The sequence below is a fragment of the Martinezella sp. CNPSo 3964 genome (assembly GCF_057784375.1).
Genome location: NZ_JBXSOW010000004.1, coordinates 371,450 through 397,775 on the forward strand (window position 1 = coordinate 371,450; position 26,326 = coordinate 397,775).

Annotated in this window: 22 protein-coding genes; 12 read left to right on the forward strand and 10 right to left on the reverse strand. The window is 58.5% G+C overall.

Going from position 1 to position 26,326, the window contains the following annotated elements:
- The first annotated feature begins 164 nt into the window (after positions 1-164).
- From AC13Q5_RS15705 to AC13Q5_RS15715, 3 genes are all read left to right on the forward strand, one after another.
- The gene (locus AC13Q5_RS15705) at positions 165-1,796 is read left to right on the forward strand and encodes a carboxylesterase/lipase family protein (RefSeq protein ID WP_488502293.1); all 1,632 of its coding nucleotides are present in this window, start codon (positions 165-167) and stop codon (positions 1,794-1,796) included.
- Positions 1,797-1,963: 167 nt separating this feature from the next.
- On the forward strand, positions 1,964-3,667 hold the full coding sequence (locus AC13Q5_RS15710) for a carboxylesterase/lipase family protein (RefSeq protein ID WP_488502294.1): 1,704 nt from the start codon (positions 1,964-1,966) through the stop codon (positions 3,665-3,667).
- A 51-nt stretch (positions 3,668-3,718) separates the two neighbouring features.
- Entirely contained in the window at positions 3,719-5,302 is a 1,584-nt protein-coding gene (locus tag AC13Q5_RS15715) for a carboxylesterase/lipase family protein (RefSeq protein ID WP_488502295.1), read from the forward strand.
- A 67-nt stretch (positions 5,303-5,369) separates the two neighbouring features.
- Here the strand turns inward: AC13Q5_RS15715 and AC13Q5_RS15720 are convergent, their stop codons facing one another.
- Both AC13Q5_RS15720 and AC13Q5_RS15725 read right to left on the reverse strand, forming a co-directional pair.
- Positions 5,370-6,500: a mandelate racemase/muconate lactonizing enzyme family protein gene (locus tag AC13Q5_RS15720; RefSeq protein ID WP_488502296.1), complete on the reverse strand. Its 1,131-nt coding sequence runs from the start codon at positions 6,498-6,500 to the stop codon at positions 5,370-5,372.
- A gap of 2 nt (positions 6,501-6,502) precedes the next feature.
- On the reverse strand, positions 6,503-7,813 hold the full coding sequence (locus AC13Q5_RS15725; protein ID WP_488502297.1) for an MFS transporter: 1,311 nt from the start codon (positions 7,811-7,813) through the stop codon (positions 6,503-6,505).
- 113 nt (positions 7,814-7,926) lie between these two features.
- Here AC13Q5_RS15725 and AC13Q5_RS15730 point away from each other — a divergent pair, with 113 nt between their 5' ends.
- On the forward strand, positions 7,927-8,826 hold the full coding sequence (locus AC13Q5_RS15730) for a LysR family transcriptional regulator (RefSeq protein ID WP_488502298.1): 900 nt from the start codon (positions 7,927-7,929) through the stop codon (positions 8,824-8,826).
- A 770-nt stretch (positions 8,827-9,596) separates the two neighbouring features.
- On the opposite strand, the gene AC13Q5_RS15735 is transcribed toward AC13Q5_RS15730, so the two are convergent.
- The 7 genes from AC13Q5_RS15735 to AC13Q5_RS15765 form a co-directional block, all read right to left on the reverse strand.
- Positions 9,597-10,472 (reverse strand): ribokinase, encoded by an 876-nt coding sequence (locus AC13Q5_RS15735; RefSeq protein WP_488502299.1) that lies wholly within the window; start codon positions 10,470-10,472, stop codon positions 9,597-9,599.
- Positions 10,469-11,341, reverse strand: a complete 873-nt coding sequence (locus tag AC13Q5_RS15740) for a MurR/RpiR family transcriptional regulator (RefSeq protein ID WP_488502300.1) — start codon at positions 11,339-11,341, stop codon at positions 10,469-10,471. The genes AC13Q5_RS15735 and AC13Q5_RS15740 overlap by 4 nt, the downstream gene beginning before the upstream one ends.
- Positions 11,338-12,312, reverse strand: a complete 975-nt coding sequence (locus AC13Q5_RS15745; protein WP_488502301.1) for an ABC transporter permease — start codon at positions 12,310-12,312, stop codon at positions 11,338-11,340. The genes AC13Q5_RS15740 and AC13Q5_RS15745 overlap by 4 nt, the downstream gene beginning before the upstream one ends.
- A complete protein-coding gene (locus AC13Q5_RS15750; protein WP_488502302.1) occupies positions 12,305-13,843 on the reverse strand; it encodes a sugar ABC transporter ATP-binding protein in 1,539 nt (512 codons plus the stop codon). The genes AC13Q5_RS15745 and AC13Q5_RS15750 overlap by 8 nt, the downstream gene beginning before the upstream one ends.
- A 52-nt stretch (positions 13,844-13,895) precedes the next feature.
- Positions 13,896-14,960 carry a sugar ABC transporter substrate-binding protein gene (locus tag AC13Q5_RS15755; protein WP_488502303.1) on the reverse strand — a complete coding sequence of 355 codons (1,065 nt, stop codon included), beginning with the start codon at positions 14,958-14,960 and terminating at the stop codon, positions 13,896-13,898.
- 43 nt (positions 14,961-15,003) lie between these two features.
- Entirely contained in the window at positions 15,004-15,996 is a 993-nt protein-coding gene (locus AC13Q5_RS15760; protein WP_488502304.1) for a sugar phosphate isomerase/epimerase family protein, read from the reverse strand.
- Between the two features lie 734 nt (positions 15,997-16,730).
- Positions 16,731-17,015 (reverse strand): hypothetical protein, encoded by a 285-nt coding sequence (locus AC13Q5_RS15765; protein ID WP_488502305.1) that lies wholly within the window; start codon positions 17,013-17,015, stop codon positions 16,731-16,733.
- Positions 17,016-17,621: 606 nt separating this feature from the next.
- Here AC13Q5_RS15765 and AC13Q5_RS15770 point away from each other — a divergent pair.
- The 5 genes from AC13Q5_RS15770 (at position 17,622) to AC13Q5_RS15790 (ending at position 21,999) form a co-directional block, all read left to right on the forward strand.
- A complete protein-coding gene (locus AC13Q5_RS15770) occupies positions 17,622-18,575 on the forward strand; it encodes a sulfonate ABC transporter substrate-binding protein (RefSeq protein ID WP_488502306.1) in 954 nt (317 codons plus the stop codon).
- Between the two features lie 171 nt (positions 18,576-18,746).
- Positions 18,747-19,049 carry a gamma-butyrobetaine hydroxylase-like domain-containing protein gene (locus tag AC13Q5_RS15775; protein ID WP_488502307.1) on the forward strand — a complete coding sequence of 101 codons (303 nt, stop codon included), beginning with the start codon at positions 18,747-18,749 and terminating at the stop codon, positions 19,047-19,049.
- Between the two features lie 10 nt (positions 19,050-19,059).
- Positions 19,060-20,796 (forward strand): fumarate reductase/succinate dehydrogenase flavoprotein subunit, encoded by a 1,737-nt coding sequence (locus tag AC13Q5_RS15780; RefSeq protein WP_488502308.1) that lies wholly within the window; start codon positions 19,060-19,062, stop codon positions 20,794-20,796.
- A gap of 11 nt (positions 20,797-20,807) precedes the next feature.
- Positions 20,808-21,041 (forward strand): 4Fe-4S dicluster domain-containing protein, encoded by a 234-nt coding sequence (locus AC13Q5_RS15785; protein ID WP_064841978.1) that lies wholly within the window; start codon positions 20,808-20,810, stop codon positions 21,039-21,041.
- Position 21,042: 1 nt separating this feature from the next.
- Positions 21,043-21,999 carry a HEAT repeat domain-containing protein gene (locus AC13Q5_RS15790; protein WP_488502309.1) on the forward strand — a complete coding sequence of 319 codons (957 nt, stop codon included), beginning with the start codon at positions 21,043-21,045 and terminating at the stop codon, positions 21,997-21,999.
- A 25-nt stretch (positions 22,000-22,024) separates the two neighbouring features.
- Here the strand turns inward: AC13Q5_RS15790 and AC13Q5_RS15795 are convergent, their stop codons facing one another.
- A complete protein-coding gene (locus tag AC13Q5_RS15795; RefSeq protein ID WP_488502310.1) occupies positions 22,025-22,846 on the reverse strand; it encodes a Crp/Fnr family transcriptional regulator in 822 nt (273 codons plus the stop codon).
- Positions 22,847-23,203: 357 nt separating this feature from the next.
- Here AC13Q5_RS15795 and AC13Q5_RS15800 point away from each other — a divergent pair, with 357 nt between their 5' ends.
- Genes AC13Q5_RS15800 through AC13Q5_RS15810 form a run of 3 tightly spaced genes read left to right on the forward strand, consistent with a single transcriptional unit; the run spans position 23,204 to position 26,257 of the window.
- The gene (locus tag AC13Q5_RS15800; RefSeq protein ID WP_488502311.1) at positions 23,204-24,616 is read left to right on the forward strand and encodes an ABC transporter substrate-binding protein; all 1,413 of its coding nucleotides are present in this window, start codon (positions 23,204-23,206) and stop codon (positions 24,614-24,616) included.
- 7 nt (positions 24,617-24,623) lie between these two features.
- On the forward strand, positions 24,624-25,418 hold the full coding sequence (locus AC13Q5_RS15805; protein WP_488502312.1) for an ABC transporter permease: 795 nt from the start codon (positions 24,624-24,626) through the stop codon (positions 25,416-25,418).
- On the forward strand, positions 25,415-26,257 hold the full coding sequence (locus AC13Q5_RS15810; RefSeq protein WP_488502313.1) for an ABC transporter ATP-binding protein: 843 nt from the start codon (positions 25,415-25,417) through the stop codon (positions 26,255-26,257). Before AC13Q5_RS15805 ends, AC13Q5_RS15810 begins: the two co-directional genes overlap by 4 nt.
- Positions 26,258-26,326 lie beyond the last annotated feature (69 nt).

Genomic DNA, 26,326 nt, shown 5'->3' on the forward strand with positions numbered 1-26,326 from the left:
AGCCGGCTTTCATGTGAGGCGCGGAAACTCGACCGACAAGCGAAGGTAAGCGGGCCGGTGCCGGGGCTGACAAGCCAACAATTGCGTTTCCGGTCACAACTCCTTTGCCAGTGGCTCGAAAAACAACTGCCGATCTGGGCATAAAAATGGGAGGATTACGTTCGATGCAGCGGAAATTTGGAATAAATCTCAAGGCGATAGCGCTTTGCGCAGCCTTTCTTGGCCTGACATTGGCATCTTCTTCCGCAGACGAGTTTGTCGCCTCGCAAGACAAGACCGTGGTGCGAACCAAGCAGGGCGCCCTTCTCGGGGCTCTCAGCGACGGGATCTATAGCTATCTCGGAGTTCCCTATGCCCAAGCCGAGCGTTTCATGCCCGCCGCCGACGTCAAGCCTTGGAGCGGGGTAAGGCCTGCGGTCACCTACGGCGAAAATTGCTTCATTCCGCCGATGAAAGCCGTCGCCGGGGATGAACTGTTCAATCCCCATCGCTATTTGCCGATGAGCGAGAACTGCCAATTCCTGAATATCTGGACGCCAGGCGTCAATGACGGAAACAAGCGGCCGGTCATGGTGTGGATCCATGGTGGCGGCTTCACCAATGGCTCCGGAATCGAGCTTGCCGCCTATGACGGCCAGAATCTCAGTAAAAAGGGGGGCGTAGTCGTCGTAACCCTTAACCACCGGCTGAATGTTCTCGGCTTTCTCGATCTTTCGGCTTATGGAGACAAATACAAGCTTTCCGGCAATGCCAGCATGACGGATCTGGTGGCCGCGTTGAAATGGGTGCACGAAAACATCCAGACCTTTGGTGGTGACCCGTCAAACGTGACGATCTTCGGCCAGTCGGGCGGCGGTTACAAGGTCCGCGCGCTGATGGGCACCCCTTCGGCAAAAGGCCTATTTCAGAAGGCAATCGTGGAAAGCGGGTCGCGAGTTGACTCGGTCACCGATCAGGCATCCTCGCGCAAAATTGCCGAACTTACCCTGGCGAATCTGGGCCTGAAGCCCCAAGACGTCGATAAGCTTGCCGATGTCGACTACTACCAGCTCCAGGCGGCATCGGACAAGGCGATCAGGGATGCCGCGGCCCAAGGCGCGAAAGACGCCCGTTGGGCACCGGTCCTCGACGGCAATTTCATTCCGGAAAATCCGGTCGGAACAAAATGGGTCGATCAGGCCAGGGACATCCCCTTGATGGTCGGTAACACGCTCAATGAGTTCGAAACCGTGATCAGCAACAAACCTGCCGATCTTCTCGCCGACAGCAAGAACGATTGGAGCGAGGAGCAGGCCCGGTCAAAGCTCGCACAGCGCTTCGGCGACAAGGCCGACACCGTCGGAAAGGCATTCCTCGAAGCCTATCCGGAAAAGAAGCTCGGCGATGCCTTCTTCGTCGATCTTCGGTTTCGGCCCGGCACCATCCGTGATCTCGATCTCAAGGCCAAGCAGGGCGGAGCGCCGGTCTATTCCTATATGTTCGCCTATGAGTCGCCCGTCATGGATGGCATAGCCATGGCCTGGCATTGCTCCGAGCTTCCTTACGTCTTTGCCAACGCCGCGCTGGTCAAGACCTCGACCGGCGGCGGACCGGATGCGATTGCCCTATCGGACAAGATGAGCCAGGCGTGGGTCAATTTTGCCCGTAACGGCAAGCCGAGCGCACAAGGCCTGCCGGATTGGCCTGCCTATACGATCGGACACGGCGCGACCATGATCTTTGACAAGCAAACGCGGGTCGCCGAGGACCCGGATCGAAAGCTGCTGCAGGCGGCAGGCGCTCTTTTGAGCGAATGACGACCGGCGACAACAGTCACAGGATGGCTGCTCCGCTCCCTAAGGAAACGCCTAGCTGGCGGGACGCCATTTTCAAGACCGCAATGCAAACCATCCAACCAATAGGCAACACGGCCAGGCGCTGTCTGAAGTTGGTTCGGCCACGACCCAAGAGGAGGATCCAGCCAATGCAGCCAGTGTTGACGTCGACGATAGGGAACTATGTTCGGCTTTTGGCCACAACTATCGCTCTATCGATCACGCCGCTTGTCGGCGCGGCCAATGCAGGATCGCCCGTCGACGTCGTCAAGGTTGAAGGTGGTCTCCTGCGAGGCGTGGCGACGGATGTGCCGGGAGTTCAGGTTTTCAAAGGCGTCCCCTTTGCCGGCCCGACCGGAGGCGAAAACCGCTTCAAGCCGCCGCAGCCGGTGCAAAAGTGGGATGGAGTGAAAGTAGCGGACCACTGGGGCGATCAAGCGCTTCAGGATATCCATGGAAATCCCGTCGGCCAGTTCTGGGGGGATGAATTCTATTTCGATCCGGCCTTCATGCCCAAGGCCGGTGAAGAGGGTCTCAACCTCAACGTCTGGACACCGGCCGCCAGCACCACCGACAAGCTGCCGGTCTATGTCTGGATTCATGGCGGTGCAAACCACCATGGCTACGCTTCCGAGATGGAGTTTTACGCATCCAAACTCGCGGCGAAGGGAATCATCGTCGTTGCGATCCAATACCGTGTCGGCGCACTCGGCTTTCTGGCACTTCCCGAACTATCGCAGGAAAGCCCGCAGAAGGTCTCCGGCAACTATGCCATGCTGGATCAGATCAAGGCGCTGCAATGGGTGCACGACAATATTGCCGGCTTCGGCGGCGATCCAGACAACGTCACCATCGGCGGTCAATCCGCGGGAGCGCGCAATTCCACCATGCTGCTGCGGTCGCCGCTGGCCAAGGGCCTCTTTCACCGCGCAGTCATCGAAAGTGGCTTCACGGGGTTCTTCGCCTCGCCGATGATGCCGCTCGCCGAGCGGGAAACAGCAAATGCGAAAGCCATCGAGCAGGTGTTCGGCAAGCCGATGACGCTTGCCGATCTGCGTCGAATTCCAACGGACGACTTCATCTCCAAAATGGCGGCCGACGGCAAGACGCAGCTTTATGAAGCGCTGCACAAGGCAACCAACATTCCTGCCCAGCATGCCATCGACGGCTACGTCTTCACCAATGAGTCCATCGATCTCCTGCGTCCCGGCGCGCTTGACGGCCTCGATATCATGATCGGCGGCACCTCGAACGAATATAGCTCGCTGAACGGCGGCCCCGACAAGACCATGTCCCAGTCCGAATTCGACGATGCCATGAAGAAGATCGGCTATGACGACGGCTGGCAAAAAGTCTATCGACCCTCCGATCCGCGTGAAGCCTATCGCATGTGGCTGCGCGCCCGGGCCGACTACAATCTGCAGAACTATCTGGTCTCCTCGGAACTGGTGAAATCGAGAAACCGGAACCTGCACGTCTATGATTTCTATTTCAACCACGCGCCGCCCGGCCGCGATTCCGAATTCTATGGCTCGTTCCATTCGTCGGACCTCTGGTATTTCATGAATTCGATGCGGGACGTGCCGGGTCAGCGGGCATGGACCGGAGCCGACTATCGAATGGCAGAGATCATGTCGTCCTACCTGGCGAATTTCGTCAAAACCGGCAATCCGAACGGAAGCGGTCTCCCCGAATGGCAACAGACCTCCGCCGATACCGGTGGAACCTTCATGTGGTTCCGCGACGGCTACGCCCATGCCGCAAACCAGACCCCCTATCCGGAGCGGGACGGTCTCAACCGTCGCGCCGTCATGGAAACCCAGCATCTCTCCGGTTCCGACCTGCCTCGGTAAACGCGGCACCTTCGGCAAACTATCCAGATCCTGAACGTTGAGGAGTGAAACATGACCAACGGAAAGCCTTGCGGCCGCCGTCATTTGCGTGTTGCCGCCTGCATGAGCGCCGCCAGCCTGATTTTTCTGTCAAGCCCGGCGATGGCACAGACGGTCTATGCTCCGGTCGGGCAGATCATCGGCACGCAATCCGATGGCCTCGCCCTCTTCCAGGGCATACCCTATGCTGCGCCGCCTGTTGGCGATTTGCGCTGGGCTGCACCTCGTCCCGCCGAACCATTCAAACAGCCCTTCACTGCAGACCGGCCTGGCAATGAGTGCGTTCAGAAGGCCATTTACTGGAGGCCGGGCAAGGCAGCGAGCTGGAACGAGGATTGCCTCAGCCTCAATATCTATGTGCCGTCCGCCGGCGGGAAGAGCCTGCCCGTCATGGTCGGCTTTCACGGTGGCGGGTCGGTGAACGGCGCCAAGACGGACTGGGACCCCAAGGAACTTGCCAAAGAGGGCAATATCGTCGTCACGATCAACTATCGCCTGGGCGCGGCGGGATTCCTTGCATTGCCGGAACTCAACAAGGAGTCGAAGGACGGCAAGAGCAGTGGAAACTACGGCGATCTCGACAAGATCCAGGCGCTGCGCTGGGTACATGAAAATATCGCAGCCTTCGGCGGGGATCCGGGGCGTGTGACGATCGCAGGACAATCCGCCGGCGCCAGAGGCGTCTGCTTCACCGTCGCCTCTCCGGAAGCCAAAGGGCTGTTTCAGGGCGCCATCATCGAAAGCGGTCGGGACTGCCCGAGCATTTCCAACGAGGAGGCCGTCAAGTCGGGCGAGAAATTCGTCGAAGCTATCGGCTGCTCGGCCTCCGCGGACAGGCTGGCTTGCCTGCGCGCCAAATCCCCTGCCGAGATTCTGGATGCGCAGACGAAGTCCAAAATGACCATCAGCACGGTTTATGGCGGTTACGCACAACCGCTGGAAACGTTGAAGGCGTTTGAAACAGGCGAATTCAATCGTGTGCCGATGATCGTCGGCAATACGCGCGACGAGACCCGCGTGTTTATCTACGAAGCGAATGATCTGCTCGATCAGCCCGTCGATAAGGCGCAGTATGAGTCCGAGGTGCGAGCGCGAATGGGCGACAAGGCCGATGCCGCGTTCAAGATCTATGGCGATGGCGCCGATACCAATCCGGGACTGGCCCTGGGACAACTGGATGCAGAACAGAAATATATCTGCCCGACGGGCATCGCCGTCGCCGCTCTGGCGAAATGGACACCCCTGCATGTTTATGAATTTGCCGATGTGAGCGCACCGATCAGACCCTATGCAAACGTTCCCTCTTCCTTCGATCTAGGCGTGCCGCATAGCGCAGAGCTGCCCTATGTCTGGGGCGAAGATACCGTCGCGGGCGGACTGACTGCGTCACAGGAGAAACTCGCTTCGCTGATGCGGGGCTATTGGAGCAGCTTGACCGCACCAACCGGTTTCGCCAATGCCGGTGATTGGCCAGCCTTTGAGGGACAGGAACCCAGACGGATCATCTTCAAGGCTGGCGGAGTTACCGAAGTCGTTGCCGAGCGCGACTATAGAGCATCGCGACATTGCGATCTATTCGGCGGCAAAACGAACTAGATGGAAGAAGTTTGGTCAGGCCGTCCAAGTGCCAGGCGCAAGAGCAAACCGGACATGCAGTGTCCGATCAGGCGATCCTCCTGAATTCGGCGGTATAGGGTTGCAAGTCTTCAGCCTTCAGGTTCACGCCGAGGCCTGGCAGGTCCGGCACGCTGATCGTTCCATCGGCATTCAGGACAGGTCTTTGCACCAGCTCGAGTAAGGGATTGGGACCGACGTCGAATTCCAGATAGGGAAAATGCGCTTGCCCACCGCCTCTATGTTCCGGCAGTGTCGAGGCGAAGTGCAGGGCGGCATGAAAATTGACGATGCTTCCCCAGACATGCGGTATGAGCGGTCGATCGTAAAGGTCGGCGAGTACGCCTACCTGTGAGACCCCGGTCAGCCCACCGCAGATCGCGATATCGGGTTGCAGGATATCCAGGCATCCGCCCGTCAGGAACGGGAGGAACGCCGACGCATTGGTGAATGTCTCTCCGCCGGCAAGTGCGGTTGCGGCATGAGTAGCGAAAGCGCGATAACCGGCGGCATCCGTCGGCTTAGTCGGCTCTTCGATCCACAGCAGATCGGCATCTTTCATGAGATCGGCGGTTCGCATGGCGCGCCGGACCGAGCAGGATTGATTGAAGTCGACCATCAGATCGCGATCAGCGCCGATTTGCCGTCGAACGGCAAGGACCGTCTTGGCATCGTCTTCAATCCTGTATCCGCTTCTCAGCTTGACGGCTCGAAAGCCCGCCTCCAGATATCCATCGATCTCCCGCTCAAAGTCGCGGTAAGGATGTCCGCCAGGCTTGAAAAAAGGCCCGCTTGCATAGGCTGTCACCTGTTGACGCCTGGCACCGCCGATAAGCGTGGACACCGGTATCTTGTAGGCGCGTGCGGTCAAATCGTGCAACGCCATATCCAGAGCGGCGATGGCAGGTGCGGCGGTTTCTCCTTCGACAGCCTGGCGTAAATTCCGCCACACGGACAATATGTGGGAGGGATCCTGCCCGAGTATCCGTGCCGCCAGCTGGAATTCGATGGCGGCAGCCGCGGTTCTGGGTGAGAGCCACGCCTCCCCCCAGCCCGCCAGGTCTCCGGCCACGACCTCCACCAGCAAGGTTTCCCGCTTCGGAAAGGAGACCAGCGCGTTGCCGATCGGCTCCGGCAACATGGCAGCCAAATGATAGAGGCGTATTTCGTCGATCTTCATGATTATGCCTTTGTCGGAGCCTCGTCCCGACCGAGCGGGGAAAGGAGCTCTCGCATGCTTCTACCGAGAATGAGGATGAGACTGGCGGTCACTGCCATGACGATTGCCAGAAATATGAGTGCTCCCTGGAAGCCACCCGTCGCGTCACGAACCCAGCCGATAATCGAAGGCCCGAAGAAGCCGCCGGTACTGCCGACCGAATTGATGAGGGCGATCCCGGCGGCTGCCGCCGTGCCCGTCAGCAGCGTCGACGGGAATGTCCAGATGGTCGGCGACGCGCCGCCAATTCCAGCCGCGCCCAGAGTCAAGCCCGCCACCGAAACAATCGGATTGCTGGAGAAGGCAGCGATCAGAAATCCGAGAGCGCTTGCGATAAACGGGCCTGCAGTATGCCAGACGCGCTCACGCCTGCGATCCGAACTCCGGCCCACCACGATCATTGCAACTGCCATGAAGGCAGATGGAATAGCAGCGACAAAGCTGGTCTGCAGATTGGAAAGGCCAAATTGCTTGATGAACTGCGGCATCCAGATGGCAATGCCTGTTGTGCCCATGACCAGCCCGACGGCAATCAGACACATCAACAATACCTTGGGATCGACGAGTGCCTGCAAGGCGGAAAAACGTCCGGACGCTTCCTGCATCTGCCGATCGCTTCGCAAGGTGTCGACAAGCCAGCCCCGTTCATCGCGGGTGAGGAACTGCGCCGTTTCAGGTGATTCCGGCAGGGCGAAGAGGACCACGAAGCCCATGATGAATGCGGGCAATCCCTCGATGAGGAACATCCACTGCCAGCCGTGCAGGCCTGCCACGCCGTCGAACCCTTGCAAAATCAATCCTGACAGGGGCGCGCCGATCACCGAGGCCAAGGGAACGGCGACATTGAAGAGGGCGAAGGTCGAGCCGCGATATGCTCTTGGAAACCAAAGCGTAATGTAGAAGATGATGCCCGGAAAGAAACCTGCTTCCGCGGCACCGAGAAGCACCCGGACCACATAGAAGCTGGCGGGTGACCAGACGAATGCGGTGAGCGCCGAAAAAACGCCCCATGTGATCAATATGCGCGCAATCCAAAGCCGCGCTCCGACCTTTGCAAGCATGAGGTTGCTCGGCAGCTCGCATAAGACATAACCGAGGAAGAATATTCCCGCGCCAAAACCGAAAGCGGATGCGCTGAAGCCGAGATCGGCGTTCATGGTCAGCGCCGCAAAGCCGATATTCACGCGGTCGAGAAAGGCTGCAAAATAGCATAGCAACAGGATCGGAATGATCCTCTTCCTTACTTTGAGTATGATGTCCGAACGCTCAGTCATGATCTTGTTCCTCCCCATCGGCCATTCACATGCCGTTGAGATATTTCTATAGGATCATTGATTTTGCTGATCAAATTTGTTCTTCTGAGCTTCCAATATAGGTTTTTTAAATAATGCGGATCACCTTTGCCCAGATCGAGGCCTTCTATTGGACAGCCCAGCTGGGTTCAGTCCAGAAGGCGGCGGACCAGCTTCACGTTGCCCAACCGACGGTTTCCCTGAGACTCAAGGAGTTGAGCACGACGCTCGCGAGCGACTTGTTTCACAGGGGAAGCCGCGGACTGGAAATCACGGCGCAGGGGCGCGATCTGTTGCCACGCGCGGCAACCATCATGGCCGAGATGCGTGGCATCAAGGAGCGGGAGTTCGATCCGAAGGTTGTCGGCCAGCTGCGCGTGGGGCTTGCAGAAGGTTTCGCCGTCACCTGCCTTGCGCCGTTGCTTGCCGGATTGTCCGAAGATCATCCCGCATTGGAGCCCGAGTGGACGGTCACGACCAGCACCCTCCTGGAGGGGATGCTGATCGACAACCGGCTGGATGTGGCGGTGCTGTTGAATCCGCTGGGTGACGAGAAGCTCGATCTGCGGCCGCTCGGACCGCAGCCGACACAATGGGTCGCTCCGAGAGCATGGTCCCTGCCGGGCGAGATCACACCGAAGGTCCTGGCCGACAGGCCGATCATTTCGAACCCGCCCCCATCCGCAATGTACCGGCAGGTGACGCATTGGTTTGCACTCGAGGGCTTGAAACCGGAGCGCATCATCATTTGCAACAGCGTCGCGGTCATTGGCGAGCTCGTTGCCGCAGCCCTCGGTGCCGGCATTCTGCCGGCGTCCATGGCCCGGCGCTATGTGGCGGCCGGAACGGTCCAATCCCTCTCCTGCACACCGGATATCGAGAACGGAAGGCTCTTCATCGGGTTTCGAGCAGACATCGTCGATGCCAAGATATTCGCTTTCGAACGGACGACCGAACGCGTCCTGCGAGAGATCGGATATCTTTCTACAGATTGATTATTGACGTTGCAGATCTTTATTCCAATCTTCACGACGGGCATGTCTAGTGCCATTGGCGTTTGGAAGCACACGAAGAGCTCATCCATGCTTGGCCGGTGAAAAGCGCAGCCGGTGAGGATGATTGGGTGCGCGGCAGATAGCAGCCAACCATAGAGGAATTGCGTTAAGCCCGGCGGTCCGCCGATCGCGGGAACGACGGCAAGGCGTGGCACCAATACTGGAACAATAACCCCCGCGACTGTTCCTCAATCTCCAGAGCAAGCATAGCCATCCGACGCAGGCATAGACAAGGAATATTCGATCAAGTGGCTTCACAAGCAAACAGGATCTGCAACACTACCTGCTGAACTGGAAGCCGAGTGGTCGAGCAGAAAATGGCTGAGCTCGATTTGCCGCAGGGTGCCGATTCAAGAGACAGATCGGCAGTGCGGAATTCTCCACCTCCTCCTTCGCAAAAGCCTTGTATGCGGCCATCAACCCGTTCGGCCGGAGGAAACCCCTCAATTTGTTGTGGGTGAAGAACGCAAAATCCGTTGCGCAACCTTGAGATGAGAGTGGATAGCAAAGGAGCTACCTCGTGCTACGAGATACCTCCTTATGATGCGCGTGCATCGACTAAGGAATCGCTGACTGCCGACAATGCCCTTGGAACATGTGTTCTTTCGCCCTCGATCCGGGCGAAGCATTTCAGACCTGCGGAACATCCTGCCTGCTCGCGCAGGTGGCCTCGCAGGGACAACCGTAGCTTGGCGCCGATTGATGACGGGTCAGTCTTGAACCGTACTTACCAGGATAGCTGCAGCCTCATTCGCCTTTCTGACCGCAGTCTCAATCGACGCGCCCCCGACGACCTGAGCTGCGAGAACTCCGATGAACTCGTCTCCGGCGCCGTGAGTGCTCACCAGCTTGACCTTAATCGCTGGGATCGCCTTTTCCTCTCCACGCGTTACGAAAGCGACGCCGTCGCCGCCTGCGGTTACAACAGCCACCGGATATTGCTCAGCAAGGATTCGAGCTGCCGTGAGAGCGGTATCGAGGGACTCGACACTCGGAACTGATGCGAGAGCCTCTGCCTCAACGGCATTGACCACGACAATGTCAATCAGCGACGTCAGTTCATCCGACGGCCTTCGCGCCGGTGCGGCGTTCAACACGACGGTTCCACCAGCCTTCTTCATCGCGGACGCCGCTGCGACGTTCGCTTCGTCAGGAACTTCGTTCTGCAGCACGAGAACCGATCCGCCTTTGAACGCCGTCGATGCTGCTTCGACATCACCCGCTCCCAGTTCAAGGTTCGTGCCGGAGACGAAGACGGCGCCATAGTCACCTTCCGCATCGAAGATCGCCACGCTCATGCCAGAGGCGGCGCCTGCAAGAGTTCTGACAAAGCGGCGATCGACCATGTAATCGTCGAGGTTCCTGATCAACGTCCGACCGAACTCGTCGTCTGCCACCGCCCCAATCATGACCGTCGAAACGCCGTGTTTTGCTGCGGACACCGCCTGATTGCCGCCCTTGCCGCCGCACTTGGGATACCATGCGGAACCTGCAACGGTCTCGCCTTTGCGGGGACGGTGCGGTCCCTTGACGATGATGTCGTAATGGAGACTGCCGAAGACGACGACGGCGGAATTCGATGTCATAGAAATTTGTCTTTCCGTTTGGATGCGACTGCTGCCATGGTCCTGGAGAGGTTCTTCTCCGCGGCCTTGTAGTCGCGCTGGGCAACCGCGACGAAGACGGCGTCCAGGATGTTGAGCTGAGCAATGCGCGCCGCAGCGTTCTCGCCCATCAGCGGCGACCCCTGAGCGGTCGAGCACAGGACAATGTCGCATTGTTGGGCAAGCGGCGATCCATTGTAGTTGGTGATCGCAATCGTGCGCGCACCATTCTTGCGGGCAAGCTGGATGGCTTCGATGACCGCGACCGTGTTACCGGAATGGGAGAAGCCGATAGCGATGTCGCCGTCGCCCAGAAGCGAGGCGGACATCAGCATCATATGCGAATCGTCGTAAACCTGGGTCCGCACACCAATTCTCAGGAACTTATGCGAGGTGTCCCGGGCGATTTGCGCCGACCCTCCCACACCATAGAAATCACGGTTGCGCGCCCCGTGGATCAGATCGGCAGCCCGGTCGAAGTCCTCGACATTCATAATCGAGAGGGTTTCTTCGAGGGCGTGGATGGATGTCCGGAAGACCTTCTGGATAATCTCCTGTGAAGTATCTTCGAGTGACAGCTCCTGGTGCATTTCCGCAGTCGGCAGCCGATTGTACTGGGCAACCGCATGTCGGAACTCGCGATAGCCCGCGAACCCCAACTTCTTGGTGATCTTGACGACCATGGCTTCCGATACGCCGGCCTCGGTCGCGATCTCCTTGAGCGACGTCTCGTCGTCAAAGGTCCGCAAAGCGAAGACAGTCTCCACAACACGCGCTTCCAGCGGTGTCAGAAGCGGCATCATCATGCGTATCCGTGGGCCGACGGCCTTCAGATCGGTTTCCAGGTTCATCCACGTCCCCTTGTCAGGCGATCGATCATCATCGCGACAAGAATGATAAGGCCGGTCGCGAGCAATTGATAGAAAGCCTGGACGTTCATCAACGTCAAACCGTTGCGCATCGCACCAAGGATAATCGCGCCGAGGATCGTGCCGATCACGCTGCCCTTGCCACCCATCAGCGAAGCTCCCCCAATTGCAGCCGCAGCGATGGCGTCAAGCTCCCAGAGGTTGCCGAGGATTGGCTCGGCAGCGCCGAGACGACCGATGAGGATCAGGGATGCGAGAGCGGCTAGCACACCGGAGATGACGTAAGCGGTGATCTTGGTCAGAGCAATCGGGACACCTGCGACGTAGGACGCCTCTTCGTTTCCGCCAACAGCGAGGAGATATTCGCCGATGGGTGTCTTCTTCAGAAGAATCCAGGCAAGAATCGCGACGACCGCGACAATGATTACCGAGTTTGGGATGCCGCCAATCGATCCATTGAAGATCGTGCGGAAACCCTGCGGCAAGCCAAGGACGGGATTGCCCCCCGTGTAAATCAATGCGATCGCCCGGTATGTGCTAAGCGTACCGAGTGTAACGATAAATGGCTGAAGGCCGACGAAGGCGACCAAGAAGCCGTTGACCAAGCCGCATACGACACCGATGCTGAGGCTCGCAGCGATGGCGAGCGGGATTGGATATCCGGCAATCATCAGCGAGGCGCTGATGACCGCTGCGATTGCGGCGGTGGGCCCGATCGAGAGATCAATGCCACCCGAGATGATGACAAGCGTCATCCCAAGCGCGAGGCAGGCATTGATGCTCGACTGCTGCAGAATGTTGATCAGGTTGCGTTCCGAGATGAATCCCGGGACGAGCGTTGCGAAGACCGCCACGATCAGGATCAGTCCGATGAGCGTGCCCGCGTCACGAACCGAGAACGATGAGAAAAGCTTGGAAGGACGCGCGGTCGCGCCCGTGATGATATCAGACATGAGAATGCTCCGGTTCGGAGGAAAGCGCGTTGAGGCCGGCTTCGCCAACGGCATGGGCCACGATGGTCTGTTCGGATAGTTCGTGGCGTTCGAGCTGGGCAGCGATCTGTCCGTTGCGCATCACGAGGACACGATCCGACACGCGCATGATTTCGGGAAGTTCCGAGGAGACGACGATGATTGACCGACCCTCGGCCGCGAGCTCCTCGATCAGGTGATAGATTTCCGACTTGGCGCCGACATCGATTCCACGAGTTGGCTCATCAAATAGCAGCATTTCGGAGCCTGCGGCCAGCCACCGAGCGATGATAGCCTTCTGCTGGTTGCCGCCCGAAAAGAGCTTGATGGGGCGATCGATCTGGAATGGCCGTAGGTTGACCCGCTTGAGAAGATCGCTTGCGGTGCCGTTCAGGTGGCCATGCCTGATGAGACCAGCTCGGGAAAATTCGCCCAGCGACGGCAGAGCCATGTTGGTCGAGACAGGTCGGATGGGGATGATGCCTTCGCGCTTGCGCTCTTCCGGGAGAAGACCAATCCCGGCGGAGATCGCCGAGCGCGGGTTCGCCAGCTTGAGAATCTTGCCATCGACTGAAACTGTTCCGGACCCGATCGGATCCACGCCAGCAAGCAGCCGCAATAGTTCCGTGCGGCCGGAACCCACCAGTCCGGCGATGCCAAGTACCTCGCCACGTCTCACTGTGAAGGAGACGTCGCGGACGTGCGTGACGCGGGAGGAGAGGCCACGCACCTCGACGCGAACGTCCTCCTTCACAAACGAATTGTGTTCCTCATGCATGAGTTCGCGGCCGACCATCATCGCAATGACGTCCTTCTCGGGCGTCTTCTTGAGGTCGACGACACCGACGACCGCACCGTCACGCATGACGGTGCCGCGGTGGCAGATGCGGAACACTTCGTCCATTTTGTGCGAGACGTAGATGATCGAGACGCCGGATGCTGCGAGCTTCTCGATGACGGCGGAAAGGCTGTCAAACTCGGCTGGAGTCAAGCTCGATGTCGGTTCGTCCATCGCAATGACTTTGGCGTTATCGAGCAGTGCGCGGGCAATCTCGACGATCTGACGCTGGGCGACTTTGAGGTTCTTGATAGGCTGCGACGGATCGATCGTGGGATCGATCATGGCAAGAGCCGAGGCAGCCCTTCTCTCCTGCTCCCACCGGTTAACCAGAAGCCCGCCTGCCGTCTTTATCGGATGCCCGAGAAACATGTTCTGCGCGACCGTGAGGTGCGGCACCTGTTGCAGTTCCTGGTGAATCATCGCGATCCCTGCAACACGCGCACTCTCCGGGCGCTTGAACTGAGCCTGCGTGCCGTCGATGTAGACTTCGCCACTCGTCGGCCGGAATACGCCGGAAAGGATGCGGAGCAACGTCGACTTGCCAGCGCCGTTTTCTCCGAGCAATGCGTGGATTTCGCCCGGCATGACCTCGAAGGAGACATTCGACAGCGCCTTTACGCTTGGGAACTCCTTGGTGATGCCTTCGAATTTCAGTCGTGGTGTCGATGCCATATCAGTCACTCGATGAGAGCGTGCCGGCCGAAACGACCGGCACGTGTTTCGGTTATTGTGCGCTTGCTGCGTCCTTCAGGAGGACTTCGCGCACCTTGGCTTCATCGCCCTGGTACCTTGCGAAGTTATCCTTGGTGATCAAAGCCTGCGGGGTGGCAACGACGCGCGGCAGCTTCTGGCCTGCGACGAGACGAAGCGCGGTTTCCATTGCGACTTCCCCCGTTAGAACCGGGAAGCTGTCAACGGTGCCCGTCAGCTCGCCAGCCTTGATCGACGTGTAGGCGTCCGAGATGCCGTCCGTGCCGAAGACCGCGACCTTGCCGAGCAGGTTCGCCGACTTCACGGCTTCGACGACACCGAGCGCCATGCCGTCGTTGTTGCAGTAGAAGCCGATCAGATCCGGATGCTGCTGGAGGATGTTGGTAGCAGCGTCATAGGACTGCTGGCGGTCCCAGTTGCCGGGCACGCTGGCGACGACCTGGAACTTGCTGTCGCTGCTGATCGTGGACTTGAAGCCGTCGGTGCGCTGAACGGCAGCGTAGACGCCTGCCTGCCCTTCGATGATCGCAACCTTGCCGCCTTCCGGACGGTTCTGGATGAACCACTTTGCAACGCGCACGCCGTTGTCCCGCTGGACGTTGCCGACATAGTGTTCGGCTTGAGGAATGACGGCGTCGTTGACGTTGACGACAGGAATCTTGGCATCCTTCGCCTGCTCCATCACGGGCTGCAGGTTGGCGTCTGTCTGTGGCGAAACGAGCAGAACGTTGAAGCCCTGGGTGACCATGCCTTCAGCGATGGTCAACTGACCGAGCTGGTCGCCTTCGCTCTGGGCCGCCTGATAGGCGACCTTGACACCGACCTTGTCCGCGTATTTCTGATAGCCTTCGCCCAGCGACCGCCAGTACTCGTTGGTCAGCGTCTTCGATACGCCGCCTGCCTTCGTGCCTTCTGCGGGTTTTGGCAGTGCGCCGAACTTGGTCTCGAGCTGCGACCAGTCGATACGGTCTTTCTCGGTATCCGAATTCAGCGGTGCAAGTTCCTGGGCAAAGCTGGCCGTAGCCCAAAGTGTTGCCGCAAGGCCTGCCGCGATTGCGGATGTCAAAAGTCTCTTCATCGGTTCCTCCCGAATGGGTCTATGAAAGTGGCCAGAGGCCAGGTTATTGCGCCGAGGCGCCCAGCATCACTTCCTGAAGAATTGCCTGGGCCGAAACGGCATCCTGTCGGTCAATCGCGCCAGCGAGGCGGTTGTCCTGCTCGAGGCGATCAACGACGTTGAGCATCCGCTTCACCGTCTTGATGTTGACCTCGCATTCGTGAACCGGATCGAGCCCGGTCATGTCAGGGAAAGTGTCGAAATAGATCGCACCGTCGTATCCGTCGCGACGGATCTGGCGCAGGAGTTCGATAGTCTGGATCGAGTGGACTGCGCCGACCATCAGGCCGTCGTCGCGCTTGGCGTAACCGTCGTTGAGATGGACCCCGAGGACACGGCTGTGGCGGGCGATCATGGCCGCCGCGAAGGCGGGCTGCTCGTCGGCATAGAGAACATGAGCGAAATCGAGCGTCACGCCGAGGTTGGGACAACCCACCTCCTTGATGGCCAGCAGTGTCGTCGCGCAGTCCGGCATCAGGCTGTAGGAGCGCGGCTCGTTCGGCTTGTACTCGATGCTTATAAGGCAATCGGGATCATGTTCGCAGACTTCACGGATACCATCGATTTCGTGTTGCCACATCCGGTCGTAGTCGGCTTGGAACGCATAATCGAAGCCATCCTGGCCGAGCCAGATAGTCATGAGGTTGGTGCCCGCCTCGCGAGCAGCGTCGATCCCTGCCTTGGTAAGATCGATAGCTTCGCGGCGGACGTTCTCGTCGGGGTTGGTAAACGCACCGATCTTGAAGGCGGGGTTGGTGTAGTAGCGCATCGCAAAGCCATTGATCGCAAGGCCCATATCCTGGAGCCTGGCGGCCAGTTCCGAGGGCCTTTCACCAACGTGGTCAGGATAGTTCAGGTCCAGGTCAGTCAAGCCGGTAACCTTTGCGGCACGCGCGGCCATCTGTAGGACGGATGGCTTCCCTCTCAGCTCCGGCCATTCCGCCCGGGGATTGGACGCGAACGAGTTGAGACGTGTAGCGAAGCGTAAGCTGGACAATGTCTTGGCCCTATCTGAATTTCGACTAGCCAGAACATCACAAATTCATTCTATTCTGTAAAGTAAAATAGTTATTGCAGCGCAACATAACGGTGTGCAGCTATCTTTCATTGGAACCAATGTGAAGAAATAATTATTTTAATTCAATACACTAGCCTGCACAGATTACGATTGCCCAGCCGGCAATCAAACTTCACGTAGTTTCCTAATTTTGTGATTTCGTGATCAGATCGCTCGCGACAGCACTCGTGGCAAAACTGACCCAGCGCAGGCCATGAAGTCAGCCGTTGCCGAGCGGGAGATTATCGGGCGACGGTTACGACCCCTTATAGACCTCACGTTGCCCCGACCGCGATGATTATCGTACCGTTGCAAAGATGATCTCGGCCACAGTCAGTCGTCCAAACGTTTGCCCTGTCATCGAAGGTTAGTCCGATGACAGGGCGGACCGCCGACGGGTGGCAGTAGTGTCGGCGACCGGGGGCGTCCATCCACTATCCGAATAGACCAGCCTTGAACACGGACCTAAGTCTGATCGGAGTGACTTCCTTAATGAGCTAGCCCTGATACGGCTGCCCATCGACAGATTGCCCACCGAGCCCTTGCCGCTTCTATGGCTTCATGCCTCATCAATAGGATGACAGCTTGCTTGATCAGCTGTCCGAAGCGCCGGGAACGCAAAGCCCGCGCGAAGCGGGCTCAACATTGCATTTGGCGGGATTTCAGCGTCTGGCTTATTCGTCCGCCTTGGCCCTAGTCTTTCTCGGGCCCGTCTTCGCCCGCGGAGCCTTGGCGGGAGATTTCACCGCATCGGACTTCGCTGCCTTGGACCGCGCCTTTGCCGCATTCAGTACCGCAGCCCGGCGGGCGCGGTTTTCCTCGAGCGCCTTCTGGAAATCGAGATCTTGTTCAGCATACTGGGCGAGATCATCGAGAAACTCCGCGACTTGCGCTACAGTCTCAACGACGACGTAAGTTAGCCCCTGCCCTGCGCTGACTGCGTCGCGGCCAACGCTCACCCCGAAACCGCCCGGAACGCGCTGGAACCAGGTTGTCGAGTTTCACGACGCTTTAATCCGGATTTTCATTTGACGTTGATCCATTAGGTCAAGAGAAACCCGTTGATCAACCTGCTATATCTATATCGAAACAGGGGCGCGATGAAATGTAAAACGGGGTGAAATCGCGACGCAAATGAACAGTATATGCATTTCGAGAACTAGGTGGCGTGGCACGCATAAAAGATGCAGCGTCACCAGAAACATCCTGAAAACGCCGGAGGTTTGAAAAATAATTCGAAGTGATCACAATTCTTCGAAATTAAAAACCTATTAAATGTATGGATAATATAGAAATTTGTATCGCGTTGTGATGCGGCAGGCGATCAATCGCAATCGCGCAACTGGTCAATTGGGGACAAAAAGCATCGCAAAGGCAACTCACGCTCGAGGCGCTCCTGCCTGGAGGCGGCCGAGCACAATCTCGGTCGTCAACAATCTCTCGGAAAGGTTCATTGCACGAACCACCGTAACGAACACTTCAAGTCGAGCATCCGCTGAACCTCAACCGTGTTCTGCGTTCTCAAAGACACTTTAGTTTGATGTAGCCTTGTTTGGGAGGTCATGATGAAAATCACAAGACGAGCTTTCACTGCGGTTGTGGCGGGTGCCATCGCGACGCCACTGGCGAATATTCAAACGGCAAGGGCGGCCGACAAGGTCGTCCGCATTGGCTTCCAGAAATATGGAACTCTCGTGCTTCTCAAGGGCAAGGGAACGCTCGAAAAGAAACTCGAAGCAATCAACTACAGGGTTGAGTGGGCAGAGTTTCCTGGCGGCCCCCAGCTTCTCGAGGCGCTGAATGCAGGTGCTGTTGACTTCGGCTCGACCGGCGAAACGCCGCCGATTTTCGCCCAGGCCGCCAACGCTCCGCTTGTCTACATCGCACATGAACCACCTGCCCCGCGCGGCGAAGCCATTCTTGTTCCGAAAGATAGCCCCATAAAGTCTGTTGCAGACTTGAAGGGAAAGAAGGTCGCCTTCAATAAGGGATCGAATGTGCATTACTTGCTCGTCAAAGCCCTCGAAGAAGCGGGGCTGACCTATGAGGACGTAGAGGCATCCTTCCTAGCACCGGCCGACGGCCGTGCAGCCTTCAAAAGGGGCGCAGTCGATGCATGGGTCATCTGGGATCCCTTCCAGGCCGCCGCGGAAGTAGCAGTCGAAGCGCGAGAGCTTAGAAACGGCGAAGGCATCGTTCCCAATTACCAGTTCTATCTAGGTACCAGCGCGCTGGTCGACAATCACGCCAAAGCGGTTGATGTCTTGATAGACGCAATCTCCGAGATCGATGCATGGACTAAGTCCGACACTGCGGCTGCGGCTGCGAAACTATCACCGTCGGTTGGCATCCCGGAACCGATCCTCGTCAAGGCGCTCGAGCGTCAATCCTATGGCGTCAGCAGCCTAGATGCTTCCGTCGTGGCGCAGCAGCAAGCCATTGCCGACGCCTTTTTCGAGCTCAAGCTCATTCCCAAGAAGGTGACAGTCGCAGACGTTGTCCGCAAGAGCAAGGCGTAGGCCTTCCTTGAATCTGCGACGATAGTTCAAGCGAGGAGATCAGGTCGTCTTCTCGCTTAATATTCGCCCGCAACACCACCTTCGCTGAGATTGCGATGCCTGTCTCTGCAAATTCCTACAAGGCAATTTATTGCGTGTCTCTGTCTCGCACTCTCTTAGAGTGGGTTTCAATTGACAGGGACGATCATGACACCGTTGGAATTGAAGCTCAAACCAGAACGTCGCACCCTCGCCATTACCTGGGAAGGTGGCGACACCTCTTTCATTCCCGCTTCCGTGCTGCGTCGTCGTAGCCGCGCCGCCCAGGCGGTTCGGGCTTCGCTCGATGGGCGCGAAGCGAGCTTTGAGAACGTGACGGTGGCCGGCATCGAGCCGATTGGTTCCTATGCCGTCCGACTGGTTTTCTCGGATGGGCACGATCGAGGAATCTATCCCTGGCAGTACCTGCGCGAAATCGCGGATTCATTGGCTTGAGGAATGAGGCATGGACAATTTTGTAGAAGGCCTGTCCGAGGTCGCGTGCGACGTGCTCGTGATCGGCGGTGGCACGGCAGGCCCTATGGCTGCGCTCAAGGCAAAGCAGCGTAATCCTGAGCTGAATGTCATCCTGCTTGAGAAGGCCAACGTCAAGCGCTCGGGCGCGATCTCCATGGGCATGGACGGCCTGAACAATGCCGTCGTTCCGGGTTATGCGACGCCGGAGCAGTATACCAAGGAAATTACCATCGCAAATGATGGCATCGTCGATCAGGCGCCGGTCTATAAATACGCCTCACGCTGCTACGAGATCATTGAGGAGTTGGATCGCTTCGGCATCCGCTTCCAGAAGAATGCCAATGGCGATTTCGACCTCAAGAAAGTGCATCACCTCGGCACTTATGTTCTGCCGATGCCGAACGGAGATACCGTCAAGAAGGCGCTTTATCGACAGCTTCGCCGTGAGCGCATCCTGATCTCCAACCGCTACATGGCGACGCGGCTGTTGACTGCGAAAGACGGCAGGATTGCCGGCGCGATCGCCGTTAACACGCGCTCGGCGGAATTTCTTGTTCTCCGCGCCAAGACGGTGATCCTCTGCATGGGAGCTGCGGGCAGGCTCGGCTTGCCGCATTCCGGCTATCTCTTCGGCACTTATGAGAACCCGACCAATTCGGGCGATGGCTATGCAATGGCCTATCATGCGGGTGCTGCGCTTGCTAACCTCGAATGCTACCAGATCAACCCGCTGATCAAGGACTATAACGGCCCGGCCTGCGCCTATGTTGCGGGCCCCTTCGGCGCCTATACCGCCAACAGCGAAGGCAACCGTTTCATCGAAAGCGACTACTGGTCGGGTCAGATGATGCAGGAATTCTATAACGAACTGCAATCCGGCAAAGGACCGGTGTTCCTGAAGCTAAGCCATCTGCACCATGATACGGTCGGCGAGATCGAGCAGATCCTGCACAAGGTCGAACGTCCCTCGCGCGGGCGCTTCCACGAAGCGCGCGGCACTGACTACCGCGAGAAGATGATCGAGATGCACATTTCCGAAATCGGCTTCTGTTCGGGTCATAGCGCCTCGGGCGTGTTCGTCGACGAATTCGCGCGCACGACCGTCGAGGGCCTCTATGCGGCGGGCGACATGGCCAATGTCCCGCATAATTACATGCTCGGCGCCTTCACCAACGGCGCCGTCGCCGGAGAGCACGCGGCCGACGTCGCCACCGAAACCGAGCTTCCCGACTATGATCGCGAGTTCGTCGCACGCGAACGTGAACGCGTGCTGGCGCCGACGCGGCGTGACGACGGCATTCCGCCCAATCAGCTCGAATACAAGGCCCGCCGCCTGGTCAACGACTATCTGCAGCCCCCGAAGGTGACAGCCAAGATGGAGATCGGCCAGGCTCGACTGCGTGAAGTTCGAAACGACCTCGAGACGGCGCTGGTTGCTCGGGATGCCCACGAACTGATGCGAGCGCTCGAAGTCTCGTCCATTCTTGACTGCGCGGAGATGGCAGCTCACGCCTCGCTGTTCCGAACCGAAAGCCGCTGGGGTCTCTATCACAACCGTGTCGACTATCCGCAGAAGGATGACGACAACTGGTTCTGCCACACACTTCTCAAGAAGGTCGACGGCCGCATGGTTTCGGAGAAGCGGAAGGTAGAACCCTATCTCGTTCCGATCGAAACCGAGGAACGGACCGCCTACGACCGTTTGCGTGTCCAAAAACAAGCCTGACAGGAAGATCTATGCCACTCGCCCTCTCTCCAAGCACAGTCCCGGTGACTGTCGACGACGCCAAATGCATCGCCGACAAGGGCTGCACGGTCTGTGTCGACGTCTGCCCACTCGATGTCCTGCGCATCAGCGATTTGACCGGCAAGGCCTACATGAAGTTCGACGAATGCTGGTATTGCATGCCCTGCGAAACGGACTGCCCGACGGGCGCCGTCACCGTCAACATTCCCTATCTGTTGCGCTGATATGAGCGTCTTTGAACCTTTCGAAGCCTTCGGCGACATAGAGATCATCTCCGAACGCCTGCTCGATCCGGATGCCGCCATTCGCCGCCTCGCGGTAATCGAGCTCGCCGAAACCGCGAGTCCCGAGGCCTTGCCGCACCTGATCGACGCCGCCGGCGATGCGAGCGGCGAGGTCCGCCTTCAGGTGGCGATCGCCCTTGGCGAATTCGATGGCGCCGGCGCTGCCGGCGGCTTGGCGCGGCTGGTCGTCGACGACGAACCTTCCGTCGCGCAAGCCGCAGCAGATGGTCTGGCAGAGTTGAAGCATCAGGAGGCGGGCGCCAGGCTGCTGCCGTTGCTGGATCATGCCAGCGCCTTCGTGCGCGCGGCGGCATTTCGCGGATTGAAGGGGCTGCGGCTGCCGAACTCGCTCGGTCCCGCCCTCATCGCGCTGCGCGACGCCGACACGGCGGTCCGCGTGCAGGCGCTCGGCACGATCGCCTATCTCAAACTCGACTCGACGATACCGTCCCTCATTGCGGCAACGCGCGACGAGAACATCGAAGTGCGAGCCGCCGCGGTCAATGCCCTGACGTTCACGACGCAATCGGTCGCAGCGGAAGCCGTGGCAACCGCTCTTAGCGATGCGAACTGGCAAGTCCGGGCGGCGGCAGCGGAATCGCTTGGCCGTATCGGCCATGAATCAGCGGTCGAGGCGCTCGGCCAGGCCCTTTCCGATGACTATTGGCAGGTGCAGCAGAAATCGCTCGGCGCGCTTGGCAAGCTGAAAGCAGATACCGCCCTGCATCGGATCACCCTTCTGCTCGAAAGAGAGATGCCAACCTTACGCAAGGAGGCGGCGGCCGCGCTCGGCGAGATCGGCGACCATCGTGCCGAGGAAGCACTGGCCATGCATGTCGACGATCCGGATCCAGATGTGCGCAAGACCGTGCGCTGGGCGCTTACTCGTCTGGGTTAAGCAACTCTCAAGGAAGGGCGGTGTTTTAGACGCCGCCTTTCGAAACCATTGCCATCAGCAGATGCGGCCGTTCGATGCGGATATTCCGCGGCGTGACGGTCAGCAATCCTTCCTTCTGGAAACGCTTCATCATCATCGTCACCCATTGCCTGGTAGAGCCGACCATCGCGGCAATCTGGTCGTGGGTCACCTTGGCATTGATGATGACGGCATGACCATCCCGCACGCCATGTAGCTTCCCGAGGTTCATCAGAAACTGGGCCAATCGCTCGATGACCGAGCGGGTGCCGAGCATCTGAGCCATGGCAGAATAGCTTTTACCTTTCGACGCCAGGCCCTGGATAAGACAGAGCGCAAAATTGGGCAGTTCGACGATCAGCTTTCCCAGGACATGAGCGGGTAGGAACAAGATTTCGCAATCATCCATGGCCTCGCCCGACCAGATATGCGTGCCGCCGCCAGTCATCTCGGGTCCGCCTATGAAATTGCCTGGGGTCCAGTAGGCAAGCGTGATCTCCCGGCCAGAAGGCGCTGAATAAAAGACACGCACGGAACCGCGTTCGATGATGAAGATACCTCCATGCTTGTCGCCCTGCGTAAAGATTGTTTCGCCGGCTGAAAAGCTGAGTTGCCGTCCGTGGCTCCTCAATATTGCCCACTCATCGGGTTTGAGCGGATCGAGAAAATGCGCGCCCTCGTCGAGCCCGTCGACCGTCTCACTGAGAAATAACGACTGTGCGCCGGGCAAGATCGCCTGCCGACGCAGCTCGGGACCAATGCCGCGCAATTCCCGCTTACGCTCCGGCTTTAGCGACTCCGGCTGTGCGATTTCAACATCCAAGCTCATCGTCGTCAGCCCTCTGCTGTCCAAGACGAGGCCAATAAATATAAAATCTATGGATTATAAAGAAATATAATTGCGAATTCGGCTGTGAATGTGGTCGTTTATCGCGATGCTCCGGCATGTTTCTTCCAACATTACTATAGCAAGCCATTGACATTGCTACATAACTTTCTCACGCGGCCGAGAACTCTCGCCCGCTAGGTCCGCTGCGGCGCTGCCGTCCTAGCAATGCAAATTAATTGCTTCCGCCGTCACTGCCCACGCCACATAAGTTTGCACGACACCTGCCAATGAACGACGGCTGGCTGTCTCGGCAAGAATTCGGAGATTTCCCATCGCGGGATCACATGGGGTGGCACAATGCATATTCGCTTAACATTGGCAGTTGCAGCTTTGATTGCGATCAGTTTTACCGGCGCAGTTCGTGCCGAAACTATTCGCGTTGCCATCGGTACGCAGGACACCACGATCAATACGGCAACCGGCGGCCTTTTGATCCGGGAACTGCACCTTCTCGAAAAATACTTGCCGCATGACGGCAAATACAAGGATGCGACCTACGACATTCAATGGAAGAACTTCACCAGTGGTGCGCCGATCACCAACGAGCAGATTGCCGGCAGGCTCGATTTCGGCGTAATGGCGGATTTCCCCGGTTCCTTCAACGGCCTCGCTCATCTAAAGGCGGGACGCAAAAGCCTGTTCATCTCGGTCCTTTCGGGTAGCGTCAAAGGGAGCGGAAACGGCATCGTCGTGCCGACAGACTCCCCAATCCAGTCCATTTCGGAGCTTAAGGGCAAGACGATTTCGGTTCCCTTCGCCTCCACCTCGCATGGTCTGCTGCTACGTGCCATCAAGGCTCAAGGCTGGGATCCGGAAACCGATGTCAATATCATCGCTCAAGCCCCTGAAGTCGCCGGCGCCGCTCTGAAGTCCAACCAGATCGAAGCACATGCCGATTTTGTGCCCTTTGCCGAGCTTTATCCCTGGCGCGGCTTCGCGCGGAAGATCTATGACGGCGCGCAGGCGAACGGTCCGACCTTCCATGGCGCGCTGGTCGATGCGGATTATGCCGAAAAATATCCCGAGGTCGTCACGGCCTACCTGCGCGCGGCCTTGGAAGCCGATCAACTGATCGCCAAGGAGCCGGAGAAGTATAGTGAGCTCATCGCCAAGGTGACGGGGGTCGAAGCAGAGGTTGATTATCTGTTTCACGGTCCGCTGGGTCTCCAGACCCGTGATCTGACCTGGAAGCCAGAATATCGGCAGGCTGTCGGCACGGCGATCGAAACGTTGAAATACCTGAAGAAGGCCGACACCGGGCTCGACGTCGACAGTTTCATCGACGACCGCTTCATCAAGGCTGCCTTCAAGGCGTCCGGGCTCGACTACGAGGCGAGCCTGAACAACTATGACCAGCTTCCGCTCGATGCGAAGGATGCGGCGACTGGCGAACCGATCAAGGATCCAAAGCGCGTCGCCGAGATCTGGGTCAAGGGCGAGCCCCTTGTTCGCCATTACGCCACGGCGGAAAATGCATTCAGGACCTTGAAAGCGCTCGAAGGCGAAGGCAAGACCATCCGCGTTTTCTATGCGCAGGATCGGGAGAGTGGCATCAAACTGCTCGGCAACCAGGCTTGGTTCGTACGCGGCGACAACGGGGAGATCAGCGCCTTTCTGCTCAAGCAGAATGCCGAAGGCTGGGCCAAGGCCCACGGCGGCGCAGTACTTGATTTCCTCACCGCAAAATCCTCTGTCGTGGCAAGCAATTGAGGCTATGATGACGACGTGGACGCGTCCTGACTACGGATCTTGGCTGCGCCGCATAGGTTCGATCGCTATCTGTCTTCTCTTATGGCAGATCGCGTCCACCCTGCGGCTCGACCTCGGCCTGGTCACTTTCCGGAACGTGCCTTCGCCGATGGAGGTCCTTGTGGCCGCCCTGGGCTTTGCCCAATCGCCGAAGCTCTTCGCGCATGTTTCCAGCAGTCTCGAAAGAGTATTTGCCGGATATGTGATCGCCAGCGTCGTCGGCATAGCCTTCGGCTTGATCATCGGCCGGTCGCGCTATGCTTCAGATCTCCTGCTCGCGCCCCTCGAATTGCTGCGGCCGATCCCGGCAGTTGCGTGGATACCGCTTGCAGTGCTGATGTTTCCGTCGTCCGAGCTGTCGATGATCTTTATCACCTTCACCGGCGCCCTGTTTCCCATCCTGCTCAATACGATCCATGGCGTCGAGGGCGTCGATCCGCGCCTGATCGCAGCAGCGCGCAGCCTCGGCAGTACCCGACGTGCGATGCTTTTCGAAGTCATCCTTCCCGGCGCCGCACCGAGCATCGTCACGGGCCTCGCAATCGGCATGGGCACGTCGTGGTTCTGTCTGGTAACGGCCGAAATGATCTCCGGCCAATTCGGCATCGGCTATTACACCTGGGAAGCATACTCCTTGCAAAATTATCCCGAAATTATCGTCGGAATGGTGGTGATCGGCGTACTTGGCATGGGCAGCAGCACCTTGCTGCGAGCCGCCGGCAATGCATTGATCCCGTGGCAGAAGAAGGAAAAGACCCGATGAACACCCATCAGCGTCTGCCCCGATCCGAGACCGGGAGAATTCTGGCGGAACGGGTTTCCATCCGTCTGGGGAAAGGAAAAACTTCCTTCGAAGCAGTCTCAGATGTCAGTTTTTCCGTCACTCCCGGAGAGTTCATCTGTCTTCTCGGTCCGTCCGGTTGTGGAAAATCGACGCTCCTTGGCGCCTTTGCCGGCCATATCGAGATCGCCGGCGGCCGATTACATGTCGATGGTCGCTCGGTTAGCGGCCCCCATCTCGAACGGGGGATCGTTTTCCAGCACCATACCCTGTTTCCCTGGAAGAGCGCGCGCGACAACGTTGCGTTTGGGCTCAAGATGCGCGGCGTCGGAAGGCAAGAGCGACAGCGCGAGGCGCAAAGGATGCTCGACCTCGTCGGCCTGAACGGCTTTGCCGATCGGTACCCGGCCCAACTTTCCGGCGGTATGCAGCAACGGGTGGAAATCGCCCGCGTCTTGGTCAACCAGCCGCGCCTACTCCTGATGGATGAGCCCTTCGGAGCGCTCGACGCCCTCACGAGGCTGAAGATGCAGGAATTGCTGCTGGCCATATGGGAAGAGCTTCGCAAGACGATCCTGTTTGTGACGCATGATATCGACGAAGCTCTGCTGCTCGCCGACCGCATCATCGTGATGAAGGCGCAACCCGGCCGCATCCACGAAGAGATCATAGTCCCCTTCCCGCGTCCGCGTTCCACCGACATCGTCGCGTCGCCCGAGTTTTCGCGGCTGAAACGTCATTGCCTCGAACTACTCCATGAAGATAAAGGCACCGACACGCTGCCCCGCTTAACGCCACTCGGCTTGGGGAAAGCGGTCTGAGGCGGCGTCACATCATCACAGTGAGGCGCTTTGGCAATCTTAGGCAGGATTTCGAACGCCGGAAACTGT

Excerpts from the sequence above, each read along its gene's own strand:
- AC13Q5_RS15705 (WP_488502293.1), top strand. The coding sequence starts at position 165 with ATGCAGCGGAAATTTGGAATAAATCTCAAGGCGATAGCGCTTTGCGCA.
- AC13Q5_RS15710 (WP_488502294.1), top strand. The coding sequence starts at position 1,964 with ATGCAGCCAGTGTTGACGTCGACGATAGGGAACTATGTTCGGCTTTTG.
- AC13Q5_RS15715 (WP_488502295.1), top strand. The coding sequence starts at position 3,719 with ATGACCAACGGAAAGCCTTGCGGCCGCCGTCATTTGCGTGTTGCCGCC.
- AC13Q5_RS15720 (WP_488502296.1), bottom strand. The coding sequence starts at position 6,500 with ATGAAGATCGACGAAATACGCCTCTATCATTTGGCTGCCATGTTGCCG.
- AC13Q5_RS15725 (WP_488502297.1), bottom strand. The coding sequence starts at position 7,813 with ATGACTGAGCGTTCGGACATCATACTCAAAGTAAGGAAGAGGATCATT.
- AC13Q5_RS15730 (WP_488502298.1), top strand. The coding sequence starts at position 7,927 with ATGCGGATCACCTTTGCCCAGATCGAGGCCTTCTATTGGACAGCCCAG.
- AC13Q5_RS15735 (WP_488502299.1), bottom strand. The coding sequence starts at position 10,472 with ATGACATCGAATTCCGCCGTCGTCGTCTTCGGCAGTCTCCATTACGAC.
- AC13Q5_RS15740 (WP_488502300.1), bottom strand. The coding sequence starts at position 11,341 with ATGAACCTGGAAACCGATCTGAAGGCCGTCGGCCCACGGATACGCATG.
- AC13Q5_RS15745 (WP_488502301.1), bottom strand. The coding sequence starts at position 12,312 with ATGTCTGATATCATCACGGGCGCGACCGCGCGTCCTTCCAAGCTTTTC.
- AC13Q5_RS15750 (WP_488502302.1), bottom strand. The coding sequence starts at position 13,843 with ATGGCATCGACACCACGACTGAAATTCGAAGGCATCACCAAGGAGTTC.
- AC13Q5_RS15755 (WP_488502303.1), bottom strand. The coding sequence starts at position 14,960 with ATGAAGAGACTTTTGACATCCGCAATCGCGGCAGGCCTTGCGGCAACA.
- AC13Q5_RS15770 (WP_488502306.1), top strand. The coding sequence starts at position 17,622 with ATGAAAATCACAAGACGAGCTTTCACTGCGGTTGTGGCGGGTGCCATC.
- AC13Q5_RS15780 (WP_488502308.1), top strand. The coding sequence starts at position 19,060 with ATGGACAATTTTGTAGAAGGCCTGTCCGAGGTCGCGTGCGACGTGCTC.
- AC13Q5_RS15785 (WP_064841978.1), top strand. The coding sequence starts at position 20,808 with ATGCCACTCGCCCTCTCTCCAAGCACAGTCCCGGTGACTGTCGACGAC.
- AC13Q5_RS15790 (WP_488502309.1), top strand. The coding sequence starts at position 21,043 with ATGAGCGTCTTTGAACCTTTCGAAGCCTTCGGCGACATAGAGATCATC.
- AC13Q5_RS15795 (WP_488502310.1), bottom strand. The coding sequence starts at position 22,846 with ATGAGCTTGGATGTTGAAATCGCACAGCCGGAGTCGCTAAAGCCGGAG.
- AC13Q5_RS15800 (WP_488502311.1), top strand. The coding sequence starts at position 23,204 with ATGCATATTCGCTTAACATTGGCAGTTGCAGCTTTGATTGCGATCAGT.
- AC13Q5_RS15805 (WP_488502312.1), top strand. The coding sequence starts at position 24,624 with ATGACGACGTGGACGCGTCCTGACTACGGATCTTGGCTGCGCCGCATA.
- AC13Q5_RS15810 (WP_488502313.1), top strand. The coding sequence starts at position 25,415 with ATGAACACCCATCAGCGTCTGCCCCGATCCGAGACCGGGAGAATTCTG.